Origin of the sequence: Lentzea alba (genome assembly GCF_011067745.1) — a bacterium.
Taxonomy (GTDB): domain Bacteria; phylum Actinomycetota; class Actinomycetes; order Mycobacteriales; family Pseudonocardiaceae; genus Lentzea; species Lentzea alba.
In genome coordinates, this window is sequence record NZ_JAAMPJ010000011.1 from 244,095 (window position 1) to 260,978 (window position 16,884).

General features: G+C 68.9%; 18 protein-coding genes. 11 read left to right on the forward strand and 7 right to left on the reverse strand.

The genetic code is table 11. The features are described 5' to 3' along the window. Window positions 1-2 precede the first annotated feature (2 nt). The gene (locus tag G7043_RS34245) at window positions 3-1,391 is read right to left on the reverse strand and encodes a sensor histidine kinase (RefSeq protein WP_166052789.1); all 1,389 of its coding nucleotides are present in this window, start codon (window positions 1,389-1,391) and stop codon (window positions 3-5) included. Continuing rightward, on the reverse strand, window positions 1,369-2,094 hold the full coding sequence (locus tag G7043_RS34250; protein WP_278185936.1) for a response regulator transcription factor: 726 nt from the start codon (window positions 2,092-2,094) through the stop codon (window positions 1,369-1,371). Before G7043_RS34250 ends, G7043_RS34245 begins: the two co-directional genes overlap by 23 nt. Window positions 2,095-2,203: 109 nt before the next feature. Here G7043_RS34250 and G7043_RS34255 point away from each other — a divergent pair, with 109 nt between their 5' ends. From G7043_RS34255 to G7043_RS34270, 4 genes are all read left to right on the forward strand, one after another. Beyond that, window positions 2,204-2,725, forward strand: a complete 522-nt coding sequence (locus G7043_RS34255; RefSeq protein ID WP_166052791.1) for a hypothetical protein — start codon at window positions 2,204-2,206, stop codon at window positions 2,723-2,725. Window positions 2,726-2,814: 89 nt separating this feature from the next. After that, on the forward strand, window positions 2,815-4,467 hold the full coding sequence (locus tag G7043_RS34260) for a bifunctional metallophosphatase/5'-nucleotidase (protein WP_313888212.1): 1,653 nt from the start codon (window positions 2,815-2,817) through the stop codon (window positions 4,465-4,467). Window positions 4,468-4,541: 74 nt separating this feature from the next. Continuing rightward, on the forward strand, window positions 4,542-4,997 hold the full coding sequence (locus G7043_RS34265; protein WP_166052793.1) for a hypothetical protein: 456 nt from the start codon (window positions 4,542-4,544) through the stop codon (window positions 4,995-4,997). Between the two features lie 10 nt (window positions 4,998-5,007). Next, complete coding sequence (locus G7043_RS34270) at window positions 5,008-5,316, forward strand: sunset domain-containing protein (RefSeq protein ID WP_166052794.1); 309 nt, start codon at window positions 5,008-5,010, stop codon at window positions 5,314-5,316. Here the strand turns inward: G7043_RS34270 and G7043_RS34275 are convergent. Beyond that, window positions 5,313-5,774 carry an HAD domain-containing protein gene (locus G7043_RS34275; RefSeq protein ID WP_166052795.1) on the reverse strand — a complete coding sequence of 154 codons (462 nt, stop codon included), beginning with the start codon at window positions 5,772-5,774 and terminating at the stop codon, window positions 5,313-5,315. The two genes, G7043_RS34270 and G7043_RS34275, sit on opposite strands and share 4 nt — an antisense overlap. 37 nt (window positions 5,775-5,811) lie before the next feature. Between G7043_RS34275 and mug the strand changes: the two genes are divergently transcribed. After that, window positions 5,812-6,306, forward strand: coding sequence for a G/U mismatch-specific DNA glycosylase (gene mug, locus G7043_RS34280; RefSeq protein WP_313888213.1), 495 nt, complete (start codon window positions 5,812-5,814; stop codon window positions 6,304-6,306). 191 nt (window positions 6,307-6,497) lie between these two features. After that, a complete protein-coding gene (locus G7043_RS50095; protein WP_166052797.1) occupies window positions 6,498-9,326 on the forward strand; it encodes an AfsR/SARP family transcriptional regulator in 2,829 nt (942 codons plus the stop codon). Between the two features lie 3 nt (window positions 9,327-9,329). Here the strand turns inward: G7043_RS50095 and G7043_RS34290 are convergent, their stop codons facing one another. Further along, window positions 9,330-9,881, reverse strand: coding sequence for a hypothetical protein (locus G7043_RS34290; protein ID WP_166052798.1), 552 nt, complete (start codon window positions 9,879-9,881; stop codon window positions 9,330-9,332). 145 nt (window positions 9,882-10,026) lie between these two features. Here G7043_RS34290 and G7043_RS34295 point away from each other — a divergent pair, with 145 nt between their 5' ends. From G7043_RS34295 to G7043_RS34310, 4 genes are all read left to right on the forward strand, one after another. Next, window positions 10,027-10,494 (forward strand): hypothetical protein, encoded by a 468-nt coding sequence (locus tag G7043_RS34295; RefSeq protein WP_166052799.1) that lies wholly within the window; start codon window positions 10,027-10,029, stop codon window positions 10,492-10,494. A 46-nt stretch (window positions 10,495-10,540) separates the two neighbouring features. Next, on the forward strand, window positions 10,541-11,299 hold the full coding sequence (locus G7043_RS34300; protein ID WP_166052800.1) for an LLM class flavin-dependent oxidoreductase: 759 nt from the start codon (window positions 10,541-10,543) through the stop codon (window positions 11,297-11,299). Window positions 11,300-11,374: 75 nt separating this feature from the next. Continuing rightward, window positions 11,375-12,004 (forward strand): DUF4041 domain-containing protein, encoded by a 630-nt coding sequence (locus G7043_RS34305; protein ID WP_166052801.1) that lies wholly within the window; start codon window positions 11,375-11,377, stop codon window positions 12,002-12,004. 21 nt (window positions 12,005-12,025) lie between these two features. Further along, window positions 12,026-12,463, forward strand: a complete 438-nt coding sequence (locus tag G7043_RS34310) for an SRPBCC family protein (protein ID WP_166052802.1) — start codon at window positions 12,026-12,028, stop codon at window positions 12,461-12,463. Window positions 12,464-12,473: 10 nt separating this feature from the next. On the opposite strand, the gene G7043_RS34315 is transcribed toward G7043_RS34310, so the two are convergent. Genes G7043_RS34315 through G7043_RS34325 form a run of 3 tightly spaced genes read right to left on the reverse strand, consistent with a single transcriptional unit; the run spans window position 12,474 to window position 15,419 of the window. Next, a complete protein-coding gene (locus G7043_RS34315; RefSeq protein ID WP_166052803.1) occupies window positions 12,474-14,012 on the reverse strand; it encodes a phytoene desaturase family protein in 1,539 nt (512 codons plus the stop codon). After that, a complete protein-coding gene (locus G7043_RS34320; RefSeq protein WP_166052804.1) occupies window positions 14,009-14,872 on the reverse strand; it encodes an NAD-dependent epimerase/dehydratase family protein in 864 nt (287 codons plus the stop codon). The genes G7043_RS34315 and G7043_RS34320 overlap by 4 nt, the downstream gene beginning before the upstream one ends. Before the next feature lie 10 nt (window positions 14,873-14,882). Then, a complete protein-coding gene (locus tag G7043_RS34325; RefSeq protein WP_166052805.1) occupies window positions 14,883-15,419 on the reverse strand; it encodes a hemerythrin domain-containing protein in 537 nt (178 codons plus the stop codon). Window positions 15,420-15,625: 206 nt separating this feature from the next. On the opposite strand from G7043_RS34325, the gene G7043_RS34330 reads away from it, so the two are divergent. Further along, window positions 15,626-16,864, forward strand: a complete 1,239-nt coding sequence (locus G7043_RS34330) for an ABC transporter substrate-binding protein (RefSeq protein WP_166052806.1) — start codon at window positions 15,626-15,628, stop codon at window positions 16,862-16,864. The last annotated feature ends 20 nt before the right edge of the window (window positions 16,865-16,884 follow it).

Below are 16,884 nucleotides of genomic sequence, written 5' to 3' on the forward strand. Positions count from 1 at the left end.
GCTCACCCTGGGTCGGTCGTGTGCTCTCGCTGTGAACGAGCTGTGTGGAGTGTGACGGTGAAGGTCGTGTGACCAGGCACGCTCGTCACCGACACGTCACCGTTGTGCGCGCCGACGACGGCGGACACGATCGACAACCCCAGCCCGGTGCTGCCGGCCGCCCGCGAGCGTGAGGAGTCCCCGCGCGCGAACCGTTCGAACACTTCCAGGCCGTGCGGGATGCCGGGGCCGTCGTCCGTGACGGTCAGGTCGACCCGTCCGTTGTGGACGGACAGCCCGGTCGTGACGGTGGTGCCCGGCGGCGTGTGGGTGCGGGCGTTGGACAGCAGGTTGCCGAGCACCTGGTGCAGCCGTTGCACGTCACCGGGAACGACCACGGGATCGCCCGGCAGCTGGAGTTTCCAGCTGTGGTCGGGGCCCGCGATCCGGGCGTCGCCGACGACGTCGAGCACCAGCCGGGAGAGGTCGACGTCCTCACGCTCCAACGGACGGCCCGCGTCCAGCCGGGCCAGCAGCAACAGGTCCTCGACCAGCGAGGTCATCCGCAGCGCTTCGGACTCGACCCGGTTCATCGCGTGGGTGACCTCGGGCGGCAGGTCCGCGCCGGTCCGTCTGGTCAGCTCGGCGTAACCGCGGATGGCCGCGAGGGGTGTTCTGAGCTCGTGCGAGGCGTCGGCGACGAACTGCCGCACGCGCGTTTCGCTGTCGTGCCTGGCTTTCAGCGCCTGGTCGACGTGGCCGAGCATCCGGTTCAGCGCGAGGCCGACCTTGCCGACCTCGGTCGCCGGGTCGGTGTCCTCCTCCGGCACGCGTTCGGCGAGCGCGACCTCGCCCTCGTGCAACGGGAGTTCGGACACGCGGGTGGCGGTCTCGGCGACCCGGTCCAGCGGTACCAGCGCGCGCCGCACGACCACCCGGCCGGCCAGCGCGACCGCCGCCGCTCCCGCGACGATGAGCCCGGCGAGGATCCAGACCATCTGCCAGACGATGCCCGTGATGGGGGCCAGTGGCAGGCCCCTGATGCCCCGCACGTCGGTGAGCACGCGGAACTCGCCCGTTTCGCCCATGTCGATCGTGTGCAGGCCGGACGGCCCCGCCTCCAGCGCCGCGATCTCGTCGTCGGTGAGAGGGCGCGGCTGCTGCCAGCCGGGCAGTTCGATCGTGCCTTCGATGGTGCCGCCGCGGAAGACCGCGTTGAGGCCCATGGAGTACGGCGAACCCGGTGGTGGCGGTCGCAGCGTCGTGACCTGGCGGTCGAGGTTGTCCATCAGGAACGCGTGCAGCGCGAGCACCGCGATCCCGCCGATCACCAGGCACAGCGCGGTGAGCAGGACGATCTGGCCGGAGACCAGCTGGGCCCGCAGGGTTCTAGGTCGCAGGCTTGAGGACATATCCGGCGCCTCGCATCGTGTGGATCATCGGGGCGCGCCCGGCGTCGATCTTCTTGCGGAGATAGGAGATGTAGAGCTCGACGATGTTCGCCTGGCCGCCGAAGTCGTAGCTCCAGACCCGGTCCAGGATCTGCGCCTTGCTGAGCACCCGGCGCGGGTTGCTCATCAGGTAGCGCAGCAGTTCGAACTCCGTCGCCGTCAGCTCGATCGCGGCACCGCCGCGGTTGACCTCGCGCGTTTCCTCGTTCAACGACAGGTCGCCGACGACCAGCCGGGCACCCGCGTCCGCGTCGGTCACGCCCGTGCGCCGCAACAGTGCGCGCAACCGCAGCACGACCTCCTCCAATGAGAACGGCTTGGTGACGTAGTCGTCGCCGCCCGCCGTCAGCCCCGCGATGCGGTCCTCCACGGCGTCCTTCGCCGTCAGGAACAGCACGGGCAACGCGGGGAAGTCCGCGCGCATCTTGCGCAGCACCTCGAAGCCGTTGAAGTCCGGGAGCATCACGTCGAGCACCACGACGTCCGGCCGGAACTCGCGCGCGGTCCGCACCGCCGTCTGACCGTCGAGCGCCGTGCGGACGTCCCACTTCTCCATCCGCAACGCCATCGACATCAGCTCCGCCAGAGTGGACTCGTCGTCCACCACGAGCACCCGCACGGGCTGCCCGTCGGGCCTGCGGAGTTCGGTTTTCATCGCGCGCATGGCTCCCATCGTGAACGCCGATCCTGTGTACCAGCTGTGAGGGAGCCGCACAGCTCAGGCCTACGTCAGGCACAGGTTCGGCACAGGCAACGCCGACACGGTGGCTGACATGACCGAACAACAGCCCCCGGAGTGGGGCGCAGCACCCGCACCCGAGTCGGAAGCGCAGCGGCCGGCGTGGACCGCGAAGAAGACAGTCGCCGCCGTGGCCATCGCCGTCGGCATCGCGGCGGCCGGTGGCGTCGCGATCTACGCGGCCAGCGGCACGAACCAGCAGACCGGCGGCATGGGTGGCATGGGCCCCGGTGGCTACGGCATGGGCGGCATGCGGCAGGGCGGACCTGGCTTCGGCCTCGGGGCCGGGTCGGCCACGCACGGCGAGTTCCAGACCGGTGAGGTCACCGCGATCAGCGACACGTCCGTCGAGGTGAAGTCGACCGACGGGTACACGAAGACCTACGTGATCGACGCCGACACCGTGGCCGAAGGTGTCGAGAAGGGCGACACGGTGACGGTGATCGCCACCACAGAGGACGGCAAGACTGTCGCTTCCAGCGTCGTCGAGCCTGGTCAGCGCGGGCAACAGGGCCAGCGGGGACAGCAGGGTCAGCAGACGCCTCCGACCCGGTAGCTGGCTGCTTGGTCAAGTGTGAGTGGTTATGGTCGGGTTATGCCCGACCACAACCGGAGGTGAGCGGTCTGCGCACGTTCACACTGACTGTGTTGGGCACCACCGACCTGCACGGCAACCTCTTCAACTGGGACTACTACCTCGATCGCGAGTTCGACGACTTCGCGCACAACGACGTCGGGCTCGCGAAGGTCTCGACGTTGGTCAACGAGGTGCGTGCTGCCGTGGGGCGCCATCGGACGTTGCTGCTCGACGCCGGTGACACCATCCAGGGCACACCGCTCGCCTACTACTACGCGAAGGTCGAACCGATCACGCGTACGCACGTGCACCCGATGGCGGCCGCGATGAACGCCATCGGGTACACGGCGGCGGCGCTGGGGAACCACGAGTTCAACTACGGGCTGGACGTGCTGCGGACGTTCGAGCGGCAACTGGAGTTCCCGCTGCTCGCGGCCAACGCGCTGGACGTCACCACGGGCCAGCCGGCCTTTCCGCCGTACGTGATCCACACGGTGTGGCGGACGGACGGGCCGCCGTTGCGGGTGGGGATCCTCGGGCTCACCAACCCCGGCATCGCGGTGTGGGACCGCGCGCACGTCGAGGGCGTGCTGACGTTCCCCGGTCTGGTGGAGCAGGCGCTGCACTGGGTGCCCGAGGTGCGGTCGAAGTCCGACCTGGTGATCGTGGCGGCGCATTCCGGGGCCGATCTCTCGTCGTCGCTGGGCGACCAGGTGCCGTTCCCGGAGAACTGCGCCGAGCTCCTGGCCGAGACGGTGCCGGGGATCGACGCCGTGCTGGTCGGGCACGCGCACGTGGAGATTCCGGAGCGGTTCGTCACGAACAAGGTCACCGGCCGGCCCGTGCTGCTGACCGAGCCGTTGTACTGGGGCAAGCGGCTGTCGCTGATGGAGTTCGACCTGCGGTTCTCGCAACGGTGGGAGCTGGTCGCGTCGCGGTCGTCGGTGCTCACCTCCGCCTCGGTGGAGGAGGACCCGCGGATCGTGCGGTTGCTGCGGCACGACCACGAGAAGGTCGTTTCCTACGTGAACGCGCACATCGGCACGTGCTCGGCGGCCATGTCGGCGGCCCGGTCGCGGTTCGAGGACACGCCCGCGCTGCGGTTCATCAACCACGTGCAGGCGTTGGAGCTCGCGAAGTCCACGTCGCTGCCCGTGGTGTCGCTGTGCGCGCCGTTCAACCGCGCGGCGGCGATCCCGTCCGGCGAAGTGTCCATCCGGGACGTCGCCGGGCTCTACATCTTCGACAACACGTTGGTGGGCGTGCGGCTGACCGGGGCCCAGCTGCGCGACTTCCTGGAGGAGTCGGCGCGGTACTTCGTCTCGGTGGACGGTCCGGGGCCGTTCTCGGCCGACGAGGTCTCCGCTGACGTGCCGGACTACAACTTCGACATCGCGTACGGGCTGTCCGCGCCGTTGACCTACGACATCGACATCTCGCAGCCGGTCGGGTCGCGGATCGTGGGGCTGGCGTACGGCGGGGTGCCGGTGGCGGATTCCTTCGAGTTCGCGGTGGCCGTGAACAACTACCGGCAGGCCGGCGGTGGCGACTTCCCGCACATCGCGTCCGCGCCCGTGCTGCACAACCAGCAGCAGGAGATCCGGCAGCTGCTGATCGACTGGGTCAAGGCCGCGGGCGTGCTGAACCCCGCCGACTTCGCCGGTTCGGACTGGCGTCTGGTGGCCGACGGCACACCAGTGGTGATCTCCACTAACGGGTGAATTCGGGCGGGTTGTCCAGGGCGTTCCGCGGCAGGTGGTGGCAGCCGATCGCCCGGATGAGATAGGCCAGGCGCGTGCAGTTGCCGCAACGCGTCTTCGTCGGCGCTCTCATCGTGCCCGCGTTGCTCGCCGCGGTGGGTCTCGCGGCCCATCCCGCGCCGGACGTGACGCCCGGCCACCTGGTGTTCGCCGTGCGGTCGTCCGAGATCGTGCTGGCCGGCACCGCCGCGTCCGCTCGGGAACGGCAGGAGGTCGTGGACGCCGTGCGCGCACTGACCGCCGCCCACCGGATCACCGACATGATCACCCCGAACGCGGGCGAACGCATGCCGGTCAGCGCGTCGGCGGCAGCGGGCCTGCTGGAGGCGGTGCTCGACCAGGACGTCACCGACTTCACCGGCGTAGTCCACAAAGGACACCTGACCGCGTCGGCACGCGTGGCGGACCCGGACCGCGCGGGCGCCCTGAGCGACGCCCTGCGCGCCGCCGTCCCCGGCTTGCGCGTCGACGAGGACTTCACTTCGGACTAGGAGCTGTTCGTTGTTCGGGTTCTTCTTCCAGATGTTCCTGCTGTGCGCGGGCGCCTTCCTCGCCGGCGTGCTGCTGACCTGGCTGACCATGCGCACGCGGGTGGAGGCTCCGGCGGAGACCCGTCTGACGATCATGGAGGAGCCGGCGCCGGCGGTGCCCGCGATCAAGGCGAACTCGCGCACGATGATGTACCACACGCCTGAATCGCCCTACTACAAGCGGATGAAGGGCGACGCGTTCTTCCACTCGCCGGAGGACGCGCGGCGAGCGGGCTACACGATGTGGACGCCGCGGCCGCGCGTGCCGGCGGTGCCCTAGTTGGCGCGGAGCCAGGCGTCGAGTTCGAGGTAGTCGGCGTCGGTCAGGCCGTGGCGCGGGTCGACGCGGTGGAGCAGCGCGTTTCCGTGGTGCTCGGTGACCCAGGCGCAGTCGTTCTCGGTGAGCTCGTCGTCCACCCAGGCGAACGGCCTGGCCCCGGCCAGCGCGACCAGGCCGCGGGTCTTCCAGTGCAGGCCGTGCTGGAGGTCCGCGGCCTCGGTGGCCGGGTCGTCCGGCCAGGTCGCGACCGGCAGGGTGGGGAGGCCGAGCAACGGGGCCAGGTGTTCGTTCGCGTTGTCCATCCACGTCGTGGCCCAGATCAGCTCGCACGGCAGGGATGCGAGCCACGGGCCGTGCATCGGGTCGAGGCGGGAGAGGCCTGGAGTGCCTGCGACGCCGTCACCGAACGGGAGCAGCGGGCCGTCGACGTCGAGGAAGAGGATGGGGAGCCCGGCCATGGCGGGCACGGTAAGCCGCGTCTCGTAGGCTCGGCGAGTGATTTCCGATGTGATCAGGCCTGGGCTGGACGTGCTCTTCTGCGGCATCAACCCCGGCCTCGTGTCGGAGGCGACCGGGCACCACTTCGCGCGGCCCGGAAACCGGTTCTGGCCCGCCCTGCATTTGTCCGGTTTCACGCCTCGGCAGTTCGCGCCGGCCGAGCAGGAGGAGTTGCTCGCGCTCGGGCTGGGCATCACGAACGTCGTTGCGCGGCCGAGTGCCAAGGCCGACGAATTAACAATTGACGAACTCAAGACCGGTGGGGCCGAGCTGGCCGAAAAGGTCGAGCGGTATTCACCGAAGGTTCTCGCGGTGCTCGGCGTGACGGTGTACCGGGCGGCGTTCGGCCGCAAGAAAGCGCAGGTCGGGCCCCAGGATGAAACCGTGGGTGGGGCGCGGGTGTGGTTGCTGCCCAATCCGAGCGGGTTGAACGCGCACTGGCAGCTTCCGGCGTTGGCCGAGGAGTTCGCGCGACTCAAGGCAAGTCTCTAAAACAGAACAAAGGTTCACATTCATGCCCACTGAAAGTGGGCTGGACGGAACCTGCTCTGGTCTGGTTGCATCCAGCTCTGCGTCCATTCGAGTGCATTCACCCAGAAGTGGAACCTGGTCACGGCGGCCTGCGTCAGAATTTGGCGATTCCGCGGAGAACTTTGTGAATCTTCAACACTGGTGGGGGCACAGTGGAGGTCAGGATTCTCGGGCCGGTCGAGCCGTCAGTGCCGCCGAAGCCCGCGCAGATCCTAGCGGTCCTGGCGGTCGAATGCGGCAAGATCGTGCCGGTCGAACGCCTCATCGATCTGATCTGGGGTGAGGAGCCGCCGCCGCAGGCACGCAAGTCGCTGCAGGTGCACATCTCCAGCCTGCGGCGGGCCGGGTTGCCGGTCGAGCACCGGGCGGCGGGGTACGTGCTCAACGCCGAACTCGAGAGCGTCGACCTGCACCTGTTCCGCAAGCTGGTGGCGAAAGCGCACGACGAGACCGACCTCAAGGTCAAGGCCGAGGCGCTCAACAACGCGTTGCAGCTCTGGCGGGGCGTGCCGGTGGTGTTCGCGCAGACGCTTGACGTGCAACGGCTCGCCGCCGCTGAACAGCTGGTCGACGTCGAGCTCGCGTTGGGCCGGCATGCCGAGCTGATCGAGAAGCTCGGCACGTTCGTCGCCGAGTACCCGCTCGCCGAACGGCTCCGCGGGCAGCTGATGACCGCGCTGGCCAGGGCGGGACGGCGGGCGGACGCCATGCGGGTGTTCCGGGAGACGCGCAAGGTGCTCGTCGACGAGCTGGGGGTCGAGCCTGGCGAGCAGCTCCAGCAGCTCTACCGCGACGTGCTGGAGGGCGCGCGGGACAGCCGGCGCAACTACCTGCCGCGCGACGCCGGCGACTTCACCGGGCGGGACCGGGAGCTGAGCAGGCTGCTCGACAGCGACGGTGGCGTCTGGTGGATCGAGGGGCCCGCGGGCGTGGGCAAGTCGGCGCTGGCCGTGCACGCGGCGCATCGGCTCGCCGAGCGGTATCCGGACGGGCAGCTGTTCGTCGACCTGCACTCGCCGTCCGGGGCGCTGGACGCGTTGCTGCGGGCCATGGACGTGCCGAGCGAACGGATTCCGGAGTCGGCAGAGGAACGCGCGGCGCTGTGGCGGGCGACGGTCGGCGGGCGGCGCGTGGTGATCGTGCTGGACGGCGTCACGAGCGTGTCGCAGGTCAGGCCGCTGCTGCCGGGCAGTCCCGGGTGTCTGACGCTGATCACGAGCCGCAGCCGGCTGTGCGGGCTGGAAGGCGTGCGCCGCGTCCCGCTCGACGTGCTGAGCGGCGACGAGGCAGTCACGCTGCTCAAGCGCATCCTCGGCGACGACCGGGTGTCCGACGAACCCGACCAGGCCAAGGAGGTCGCGCGGCTGTGCGGGTACCTGCCGCTCGCGGTGCGGATCACCGGCGCGCGGCTGGCCGGGCGGTCGCACTGGCCGGTGTCCAAGCTGGTGCGCCGCCTCTCCGATGAGCGGTCGAGGCTGGACGAGCTGGTCGCGGACGACCTCGCCGTGCGGTCCAGTCTGGAGCTGACGTACCGGGCGCTCGACGAGAACGTGCGCAGCGCCTACCGGATGTTCGGGTTCCTCGGGCTGCCCGAGCTGCCGAGTTTCCTGTGGGCACACCTGCTCGACGAGGACGTGCTCGACCAGCTCGTCGACGCCCGGTTGCTCGACGTCATCGGCAGTGCGCGGTACCGGATGCACGAACTGGTGCGGTTGCACGCCCGTGAGCTCGCCGAAGCCGAAGACCCGCAACACGAACGCGAGGACGTCGTCCGGAGGGCCGTGGTCGCGGCGCTGTCCACTGTGGATGGACTGACCGAGCAGCTCTTCCTCGCCGTGCCGCGCATGCAGGACTCGCTCGGTGTCGTCACGACGGCAGTGCGTCCCGCGGACAAGGACGCCTGGTTCGCCCGCGAGGAGTCGTTGCTGACGAGGCTCGTGGAACGCGCGGCGGAGCTCGGGCTCGCGGAAGTGGCCTGCCAGCTCGCCGAAGTGCTGGTGTTCGCCTGGTTCGGGCTGCGAAACCGGTACGAGGCTTGGGAACGAACGCACACAGCCGCGCTGGAAGCCGTGTGGCAGGCCGGGGACGTGCGGCTCGAAGCGGTCCTGCGCTGCAGCCTCGGGCAGATGCACTACAAGCGCGACAACCTGATCGAGGCGCGGTCGTGGTTCGACACCGCGCAGACGTTGTTCGTGAACCTGGGCGACAAGCACGGCGAGGCCGTCGCGATGAACGGCATCGGCATGGTGTGCCGCGATCTCGGCGAGTACCCGTGCGCGCTGGAGGCGCTCGGCAGAGCCCGCGAGCTGCTGGAGTCGCAGGATCCGGAAGGCATGGCGCACGCGCTCTACGGAATCGGCTCCATCAAACGAGAATTCGGCGACGACCAGGGTGCGTTCGACACCTTGAAACACGCGGAATCGGTGTACCGGGAGGCGAAGAGCAGACGCGGCGAAGCGCTGGCGGCCCGCGGGATCGGGCTCGTGCACCGCGCTCGCGGCGAGCTGGACCTGGCCGAGGAGCACATCGTGCGTGCCTACGAGATGGTGGCGGGCACCGGCGACGAACTGCTCGGCTGCTACACCGCCCAGGCGTGGGCGAAGGTGTTGCTGCGCAAGGGTTTGTTCGACCCAGCCGAGAAGCTGATCGCCACCGCGATGAACGGCTGCCGCGACGTCGGTGACCGGTTCGGGGAGGCGCTCGTGCGCCGCACGCTGGGGGAGTGGAGGCTCGCGTCCGGTGATCTGCCGGGCGCGACGATCGTGCTGACCGAGGCCCTGACGTCGTTCGCCGACCTGGGACTGCCGTTGTGGAGGGCCCGGACGCTCAGGGACCTGGGAGCGGTCCACGCCTGCCTGGGGGACATGGCAGGCGCGGACCGCCTTTGGGACGAGGCTGCCGGGCTGTTCACGCGACTGGGCACCCGCGAAGTGGGGGAGGTGCGCCAGTGGCCAGCGCAATGGGGCCTCGCGATCAGCTGACGATCAGCCGGTGATCTTCTTGTACTTCCACGGGGCGTAGCCGCCGTCCTTCAGCGTCGCGAGCGACACCGTCTCGTGGTCCATGTCGGTGGCGGTGCTGCCCTCCTCGTAGATCCACACGGAGGTGTGCGCCGCGTTGGCCCACTTCTCGAACAGCTTCACGTGGCCGTTGCGCAGGATCATGTCGCCCGGCTTGAGGTTCGCCCAGGAGATCTTCGTGGCGACTTCGTCCAAAGTGGACGTGTTGCGGCTCGACGTGAGCTTCCACGCCATGGACACGAAACCGGAGCAGTCGGTGCGGTACTTCTTGCCCTTGTTGATGTCGTAGGCGTACTTGCTCTGGCTGTACGGGATCTTGCGGTCCCACCAGTCCTTGGCCCGCTTCATGACCTCGGTGCGGGTGATCGAGCCGCCATATCCGGCCGCCGCCTCGACCTGCGAGATGGAGCCCTCCGGCTCCGAGGGGCCCTCCGGGGCGGCCTGGGCGATTCCACTGAGGCCGCCCAGCAGCCCGAGAGAGATAGCGGTCGCCGCGACGGCGTGGCGAATGCGCATCGTTGTAGCTCCGATCGACTTGCCTTGTTGGTGACCGGGACTGTCCACGGGCGCGCCAAAGATCGGCCAAAGGTCGATTTAGGCGTCTCTTTACCGCTTCTCCCTAACTTCGCCGCACCTTGCTTTGGGCATAAGGAGAGAGAGCATGTTCGTTCGCACGATCGCCGCTGTGGTCGCGATGTTCGCCGCTTTGCTGATGGGCGCGTCCATCGCCTCGGCGGCCCCAGCCAAGTACACCCACGCGCAGGCGACCGCGCAGCTGCGCGCGGCCGGCATCACCTGGACGTCCAGCGGTGGTTGCAGCGACCGCAACCGTCCGAACTGCACGTCGTTCGAGCAGATCAACCAGACGACCATCGCGGGTGCCAAGACGTTCAAGCGGGCGTCGGGCTGCGCGCTGACCATCACCGGTGGCACCGAGACCGGCCACGCGTCGGGCACCTACTCGCACTGGAACGGTTACAAGGTCGACTACCGGCTGTCGAGCTGCGTCACCAACTACATCACCCGGACCTTCACGTCCATCGGTGGCAACAAGTGGAAGTCGGCCGCGGGCAACATCTACTACCGCGAGTCGAACCACTGGGACGTCACCTACCACAGCGCCGGCTGAGCCAACTCTGTTGCTGACCGCGGCTGGGGCAGGTAGTAGTTGTCGGGTGACCACACTCGGCGCTGTCTACCGGCCCCAGCTTCCGCCTGAGAACCTGCGTTCCGTCGTCCTCGCGGCCGAGGAGTCCGGTGTGGACTCGTTGTGGCTGTGGGAGGACTGCTTCCTGGAGAGCGGCATCGCGACCGCTTCCGCCGCGCTGGCCTGGACTTCCCGCTTGAACGTCGGTGTCGGGCTGCTGCCCGTGCCGTTGCGCAACGTCGCGCTGACCGCGATGGAGATCGCGACGCTGGACCGGTTGTTCCCCGGACGCGTCACGATCGGCGTCGGCCACGGCGTGCAGGACTGGATGGAGCAGGTCGGCGGGCGGGTGGCGTCGCCGCTGACGCTGCTGCGCGAGTACACCGAAGCGCTGAAAGCACTTCTGGCGGGCGAACGGGTCACCCGCGCCGGCCGGTACGTGCGGCTGACCGACGTCGCGCTGGGCTGGCCACCGGCGAAACCCGTGCCGATCCACGTCGGCGGGTTCGGGGTGAAGACGCTGGACCTGGCAGGCGAGGTCGGTGACGGCACGATCCTCGACGCGTCGGCCGATCTCGACCAGATCCGGGCCATCAGCGCGTCCCGTGAGCACCCCGTGGTCGTCTACGTCGAGACGGACTCCCGGGACCGCGCGTTCGTCACGGATCTCGTCGCGTCGGTGGCCGGAGCGGGCGCCACCAGCGTGATCTTGCAACAGTCCGCCACGAGCGAGGACCCCGAAGGATTCGTTCGTTTCGTGGGATCACTCGATGGAGTGAGTGCATAGCGCGCTAGATAACGGCGGATACCTCCTTGCGATGGAACGGGCATGGGCCTTTCGTCGCTGTTCGGGGAGGTAAGCATGCTCGGGCGCAAGAACCGCCGGATCGCTGAGCTGGAGCGGGCCGTGGAAGGCCTGCAGGAGCTGCTCGCTCGAATCGGTGACGCCCGAACAGCGCAAACACACGCGCTGGAGGAGGTCGACCGGGCCGGCGCCGAGCTCGTCGCGCTGCGGCACCGCATCAAGAACGCGCGGGCCGAGCTGCAGCCGTTGAAGGAGGAGCTGACCTTCCAGCGGGCCGGTGTCTTCCGCACCGACGCGAACGCGGACCACCAGGCCCAGCTCGACCTGATCCACGACGAGATGAAGACCCTGATCAAGAACGGCGCGGCGGTCGAGGGTGGCGGGCAGGTCACCTACAACGGGTCGGACGCCACGGGGCGCCGGCTCGTCGACGACTGGTCGGCGCTGATGCTCCGCTCGTACAACTGCGAGGCCGAGAACTGCCTGCGCATGTTGCGAGCCGGTGGCCTGGACGCCGCCCGCAGGCGGCTCGATCGCGCGGCGTCGGCGATCGAGCGGCTCAGCGGCACGTTCGCCCTCCGGATCTCGCCGCGCTACCAGGCCCTGCGGTCGTACGAGCTGGAGCTCACCGCCGACCACCTGCAACGCAAGGCCGAAAGCCGCCGCACGCGCCGGATTGCCTCCTGACTCACGGGGTACCTCGTGGGCGTGGCTGAGGTTTCCCTGAACGTAGAAGCGCCCATCGACGCCGTGTGGACGGTGCTCGCCGACGGCTGGTCGTACGCGGGCTGGGTGGTGGGCGCGTCGCACATCCGCGACGTGGACACCGGCTGGCCCAAGTGCGGCACGCGCATTCACCACAGCGTGGGACCGTGGCCGCTGGTCATCCAGGACACCACCGAGGTGGTGCGCTGCGAACCGGGGCAGATGCTGGAACTGGACGCACGGCTGTGGCCGGCGGGTGCCGCGCGGATCACCATCACCCTGCGGGCGCGGTCTGAGTCGATCACGCACGTGCACATGGGTGAGCGCGTGGTGCGCGGTCCGACGGCGCTCCTGCCGGCGTTTCTGCAGGACCTGCTGCTCACTCCACGCAACAAGGAGACCCTGCGGCGCCTCGACGCGCTGGCTCGTGGCCGGGTCTGATGCCGGCGCGTCAGCAGATCGCTTTGTGCAGGCCCTGGATCAAGGTCCGGTACAGCTCACCAGCGGCACCCCAGCGGGTGAGGGCCGCCCGTGCCGCGTTCGCGCCCGCCGCGCCGTGCACGCCGCCGCCCGGCCACGCCGACGACCCCGCCAGGTAGAGGCGGTCGAACGGGGTGTCCGCGCGGCCGAGGCCCGGTACCGGGCGGAAGATCAGCTGCTGGTGGATGGCCGCGGTGCCGCCGTTGACCGTGCCGATCTCGTCCGGGCCGAGCACCGATCGCTTGAGGATGCGGGAGCGGAAGCCCGGGGCGCGTTCCTCGATCATCAGCTCCATGCGGTCGGCTCGGCGCTTCAGGCGGTCTGAGGTCCAGTTGCCGTTGAGCGGTACGTGTGTGTACGCCCAGGCGGCCTCCGTGCCGGCGGGGGAGCGTGACGGGTCGGTCGTCGTCATCTGGCCCATGACCATGAACGGGTTGCGCGGGACTTTGCCGCACGCGAGTTCGTGGGCCGTGGTGGCCATGCCGTTGACGTCGCCGCCGAGGTGGACGGTGCCCGCCCGCGCGGCTTCCTGGTTGGCCCACGGGATCGGGCCGGACAGCGCCCAGTCGACCTTGATCGTGTCGCCGTCCCACTGGAACTTCTTCAGGTCGTCGGCGAGCCTGCCGGGCAGGGCGTCGCCGCCGATCAGGTCCAGGTACAGGTTCGGTGCGGGGATGTCGGCCAGGACGGCGCGGCGTGCGCGTACGACCGAACCGTCTGCCAGACGCACGCCAACGGCTACACCGCGCGCGTGGAGCACCGAGGCCACACGCGCGTTGGTTTCGATGCGGCCACTGAAGCGGCGTACGAGAGACGCGGTCAGCTCGCCTGCGCCGCCGCGGGGCACCGGGTTGCCGACGTCCTGGCCGAGCATGGCCAGCAGCCAGCCGAAGCCCGCGCCGCCGGCCTGGTCCGGGCCGAGGTCCGTGTGCATCGTGTTGCCCGCTAACAACACACGGGCGCCTTCGCCGTCGAACAGTTCCTCGCCCAGACGGCGCACCGGCAGCGTGAGGGTGCGCGCGAGCCTTAAGGCGTCACCGATTCCGGCGGCCTTCAAGAGAGACAGCGCGCCACGCACCGGTGGGAAGGGGCGCAGCAGTGAGCCGAGCACGGCGTCGCGTACGCCGCGCCAGCGCGCGTACTCCGCCTGCCAGCGGTCGGCGTCGGCGTGGGCGAACGCGCCGACGGACTTCGCCGTGGTCTCCACCTCGCGCGAGAGCAGCGCCACCCGGTCGTCGGGCAGCACATGAGCGAGCACGACAGGTGCGTGTTGCCACTGCACGTCGAGGTTCAACGCGCCGAGGACGGGCGAGCCCAGTCCGAGGGGGTAGAACGCGCTGTAGACGTCGTTGGTGAAGCCGGGTGCGGTGATCTCGGCCGACGTGACGGCGCCGCCGGGGGTGCCGCGCTGTTCGAGCACCAGCACGTCCCAGCCCGCGTCCGCCAGCAGTGTCGCCGCGACCAGGCCGTTCGGGCCGGAGCCGATGACGACCGCGTCCACCTCGTTCACGCACGCCCTCCCATTGCCGTGACGACCTCGCGCAGCACATCACGCGCGTCGTGTTCGGGCCACCATTCCAGATCATCGTGCGCGCGAGTGGTCCGCACGAGAGGTGCCTGATCGGCCATCCGGACCCACTCCGGGGTCAACGGCTGCAACCGGAGGCGTGCCGTCGCCCCGGCCAGCTTCTCGACCAGCGGGTAGGGGACGGACAACCGACCGGCGCCCACGCGTTCGGCGATCATCGGCGCGGTCAGCACCGGTTCGGCGGCGAGGTTGAACGCGCCCAACGCCCTGCGGCGCACTATCTGCACGATCGCGCGCGCCACGTCGTCGGAGTGCACGAGCTGTAGGCGCAGGTCGTTCCACAACGGGATCGGCAGCAACGGCAGCAGTCGCGTCGGGAACAACGGGCTGAGCAACCAGCGGCGGACCTGGTCGGCGGCGGAGGCCTGCCCGATGAAGCACGGCCGGATCACCGCGCACGGCAACGGATAGCGTTTGATCATCTCCTCCAGCCGCACCTTGTGCGCGCTGTAGGTGTTGCCGGGGATGCCGTTCAGCGGCCACGACTCGTCCACGCGTTGATAGCGCGGCGCCGGCTCGTACGCGGCGACGGACGACGCGCAGACCAGGTGGCCGACCTCTTCTTTGACGCACGCCGTCAGCAGGTGTTCGCTGCCGTCGACGTTCGTCGCCTGATCGGTCGGCTTGATCGCGAATGCGAGATGGATGACAACGTCGGCACCGCGGATGGCGTCCCTCAACGACGACAACTCGCGCACGTCCACACCCACGTCCTCGAAGTCGAGGTGACGGCGCAGCGCGGTGCCGACGTTGCCGGAGCCACCGGTGACGACGATCTTCATCGGAGGACCCTCACCCGAGCACCTTGCGGATCGCGTCCCGTGCCTTGTCCACCACCGCCACGACCGGGCCGAGCGCCAGGTTCGCGATCGGGCTCTCGACGCCGGGGTGCGGGCGGGTCGGCGCGATCGCTTCGGCGGCTTCCACCGCGCGCGCCATGCGTTCGAGGCGCTCCTGGTCGTGCACCTCGCGCAGCAGCGGGAACTCCATCTGTTCCTCGTGGGCTGCATGGGCGAGCACGTCGTCACGGAGTTGCACGAGCAGAGTGTCGAAACCCTCCGCGTCGGGCCCTATGTCGTCCATCGTGCTGAGGAGTTCCTTCGCACGGTGTTCCTCCGCCACGCGTGCGTCCACGATCGGCTCGCCACCGCTCACGCGTGAGACGGCGGGATGCACGATCTCCTCCTCCGCGGTCTCGTGGATGGAGAGCAGCCGCACGAGCTCATGCCACGCGTCCTTGCGTTCGGCGCCGCTGGCGGTCTCGACTTCGGCGAACAACGTGCGGATCGTTTCGTGCTGCTTCTGCAGCAATGTGATCACGTCAGCCATGCCGTCCGTATACCCGAAATGTGGGCGATCACGCCGTATCTCAATTCGTTCGGCACCGAAGAGCTAGCACACCGAGTAGTCGAGCGGTAGTCACATGAACCTTACGTATCTGTGTTCCGTACCACATAGAGACGCAATATGTGACGACGAAATCAATACTGAGCTACCGCTTAGTATGTCGAGATCACTGGGACAAGGACTGCTGCATGCCCTTCCGCCGCCGTGTACCGCCCGCCGCCTTGGCGCTCGCCTTGCTCGTGGCCGGCTGTGGCGCCAAGAACGACGAGAAAGCCCAGGTCAAAACCGGACCGGGCGTGACCGCCGACACGATCTCGCTCGGCATCCTCACCGACATGACCGGTCCGTTCAAGGCCTCCGCGCTGACCCGCATGAAGGGCTACGAGCTGTACCTGAAGCAGGTCAACGACCGCGGGGGCATCTGCGGCCGGCGGGTCGAGCTCAAGCAGAAGGACCACGCGTACGACGTGCAGAAGGCGCTCGACGCGTACTTCGACCTGGAGCCGCAGGTTCTGGGTCTGCTGGAGCTCGCGGGCACGCCGATGACCGCGGCCATCGAGCCGGACATCATGCAGACGCGCACGCTGACCGCTCCCGCGTCGTGGGCCGCGTCGTTGCTCGGCAACCCGCACATGATGATCGTGGGGACGACCTACGACCTCGACGTGATCAACGGACTCGACCACTACAAGCGCCGCGGTGTCATCAAGGAGGGCGACACCATCGGCCACGTCTTCGTCCAGGGCAGCTACGGCGACAACGCCGTCGAGGGCAGCCGGTTCGTCGGGGCGCAGTGGAACATGAAGGTCGCCGAACAGCCCATCGGTGAGACCACGGCCGACCTCACCCAGCAGATCGCCGCGCTGAAGGCCCAGGGCGCCAAGGCCGTCATGCTGAGCACCACGCCCGCCCAGACGGCCGCCGCGGTCGGGGTGGCCGCCGCGCTGAAGTGGGACGTGCCGTTCATGGTCAACGTGGTCGGCTTCGACACCGCGATCCTCGACTCGCCTGTCGGCGCGGCCGTCGAGAAGCAGGTCTCGGTGGTGACGTCCGTGGCGCCGTTCACCGGCACCCAGGCCGGTCCGCGCGAGGTGGCGGCGGCGTTCAACAAGAACTACCCCAACGACAAGCCCGCGATCTACGTCGACCACGGCTACACCGTCGCGAAGGTGTTCCTGTCGGTGGTGGAGAAGGCCTGCAAGAACGGCGACCTCACGCGGGACGGCGTGCTGAAGGCGTTCCACGACACCAACGGCCTGGACACCCAGGGCCTCACCGGCGCCCTGCACTACTCGCTGGTGGGCCGCCCGTCCTCGACCCAGTCGTACGTCACCAAGGTGGACAGGTCGGCGCCCGGCGGCCTCACCACCGTGGAGGAACTCTTCGAGTCCGAACTCGTGAAGGCGAAGGGCACCCGCGCCAAGTAAGCCATGAACGGCGCTTTTGT

What these genes read in the sequence shown, in the direction of transcription:
- G7043_RS34245 (WP_166052789.1), bottom strand. Translation starts at nt 1,391, where the DNA reads ATGTCCTCAAGCCTGCGACCTAGAACCCTGCGGGCCCAGCTGGTCTCC.
- G7043_RS34250 (WP_278185936.1), bottom strand. Translation starts at nt 2,094, where the DNA reads ATGCGCGCGATGAAAACCGAACTCCGCAGGCCCGACGGGCAGCCCGTG.
- G7043_RS34255 (WP_166052791.1), top strand. Translation starts at nt 2,204, where the DNA reads ATGACCGAACAACAGCCCCCGGAGTGGGGCGCAGCACCCGCACCCGAG.
- G7043_RS34275 (WP_166052795.1), bottom strand. Translation starts at nt 5,774, where the DNA reads ATGGCCGGGCTCCCCATCCTCTTCCTCGACGTCGACGGCCCGCTGCTC.
- G7043_RS34290 (WP_166052798.1), bottom strand. Translation starts at nt 9,881, where the DNA reads ATGCGCATTCGCCACGCCGTCGCGGCGACCGCTATCTCTCTCGGGCTG.
- G7043_RS34295 (WP_166052799.1), top strand. Translation starts at nt 10,027, where the DNA reads ATGTTCGTTCGCACGATCGCCGCTGTGGTCGCGATGTTCGCCGCTTTG.
- G7043_RS34305 (WP_166052801.1), top strand. Translation starts at nt 11,375, where the DNA reads ATGCTCGGGCGCAAGAACCGCCGGATCGCTGAGCTGGAGCGGGCCGTG.
- G7043_RS34320 (WP_166052804.1), bottom strand. Translation starts at nt 14,872, where the DNA reads ATGAAGATCGTCGTCACCGGTGGCTCCGGCAACGTCGGCACCGCGCTG.
- G7043_RS34325 (WP_166052805.1), bottom strand. Translation starts at nt 15,419, where the DNA reads ATGGCTGACGTGATCACATTGCTGCAGAAGCAGCACGAAACGATCCGC.
- G7043_RS34330 (WP_166052806.1), top strand. Translation starts at nt 15,626, where the DNA reads ATGCCCTTCCGCCGCCGTGTACCGCCCGCCGCCTTGGCGCTCGCCTTG.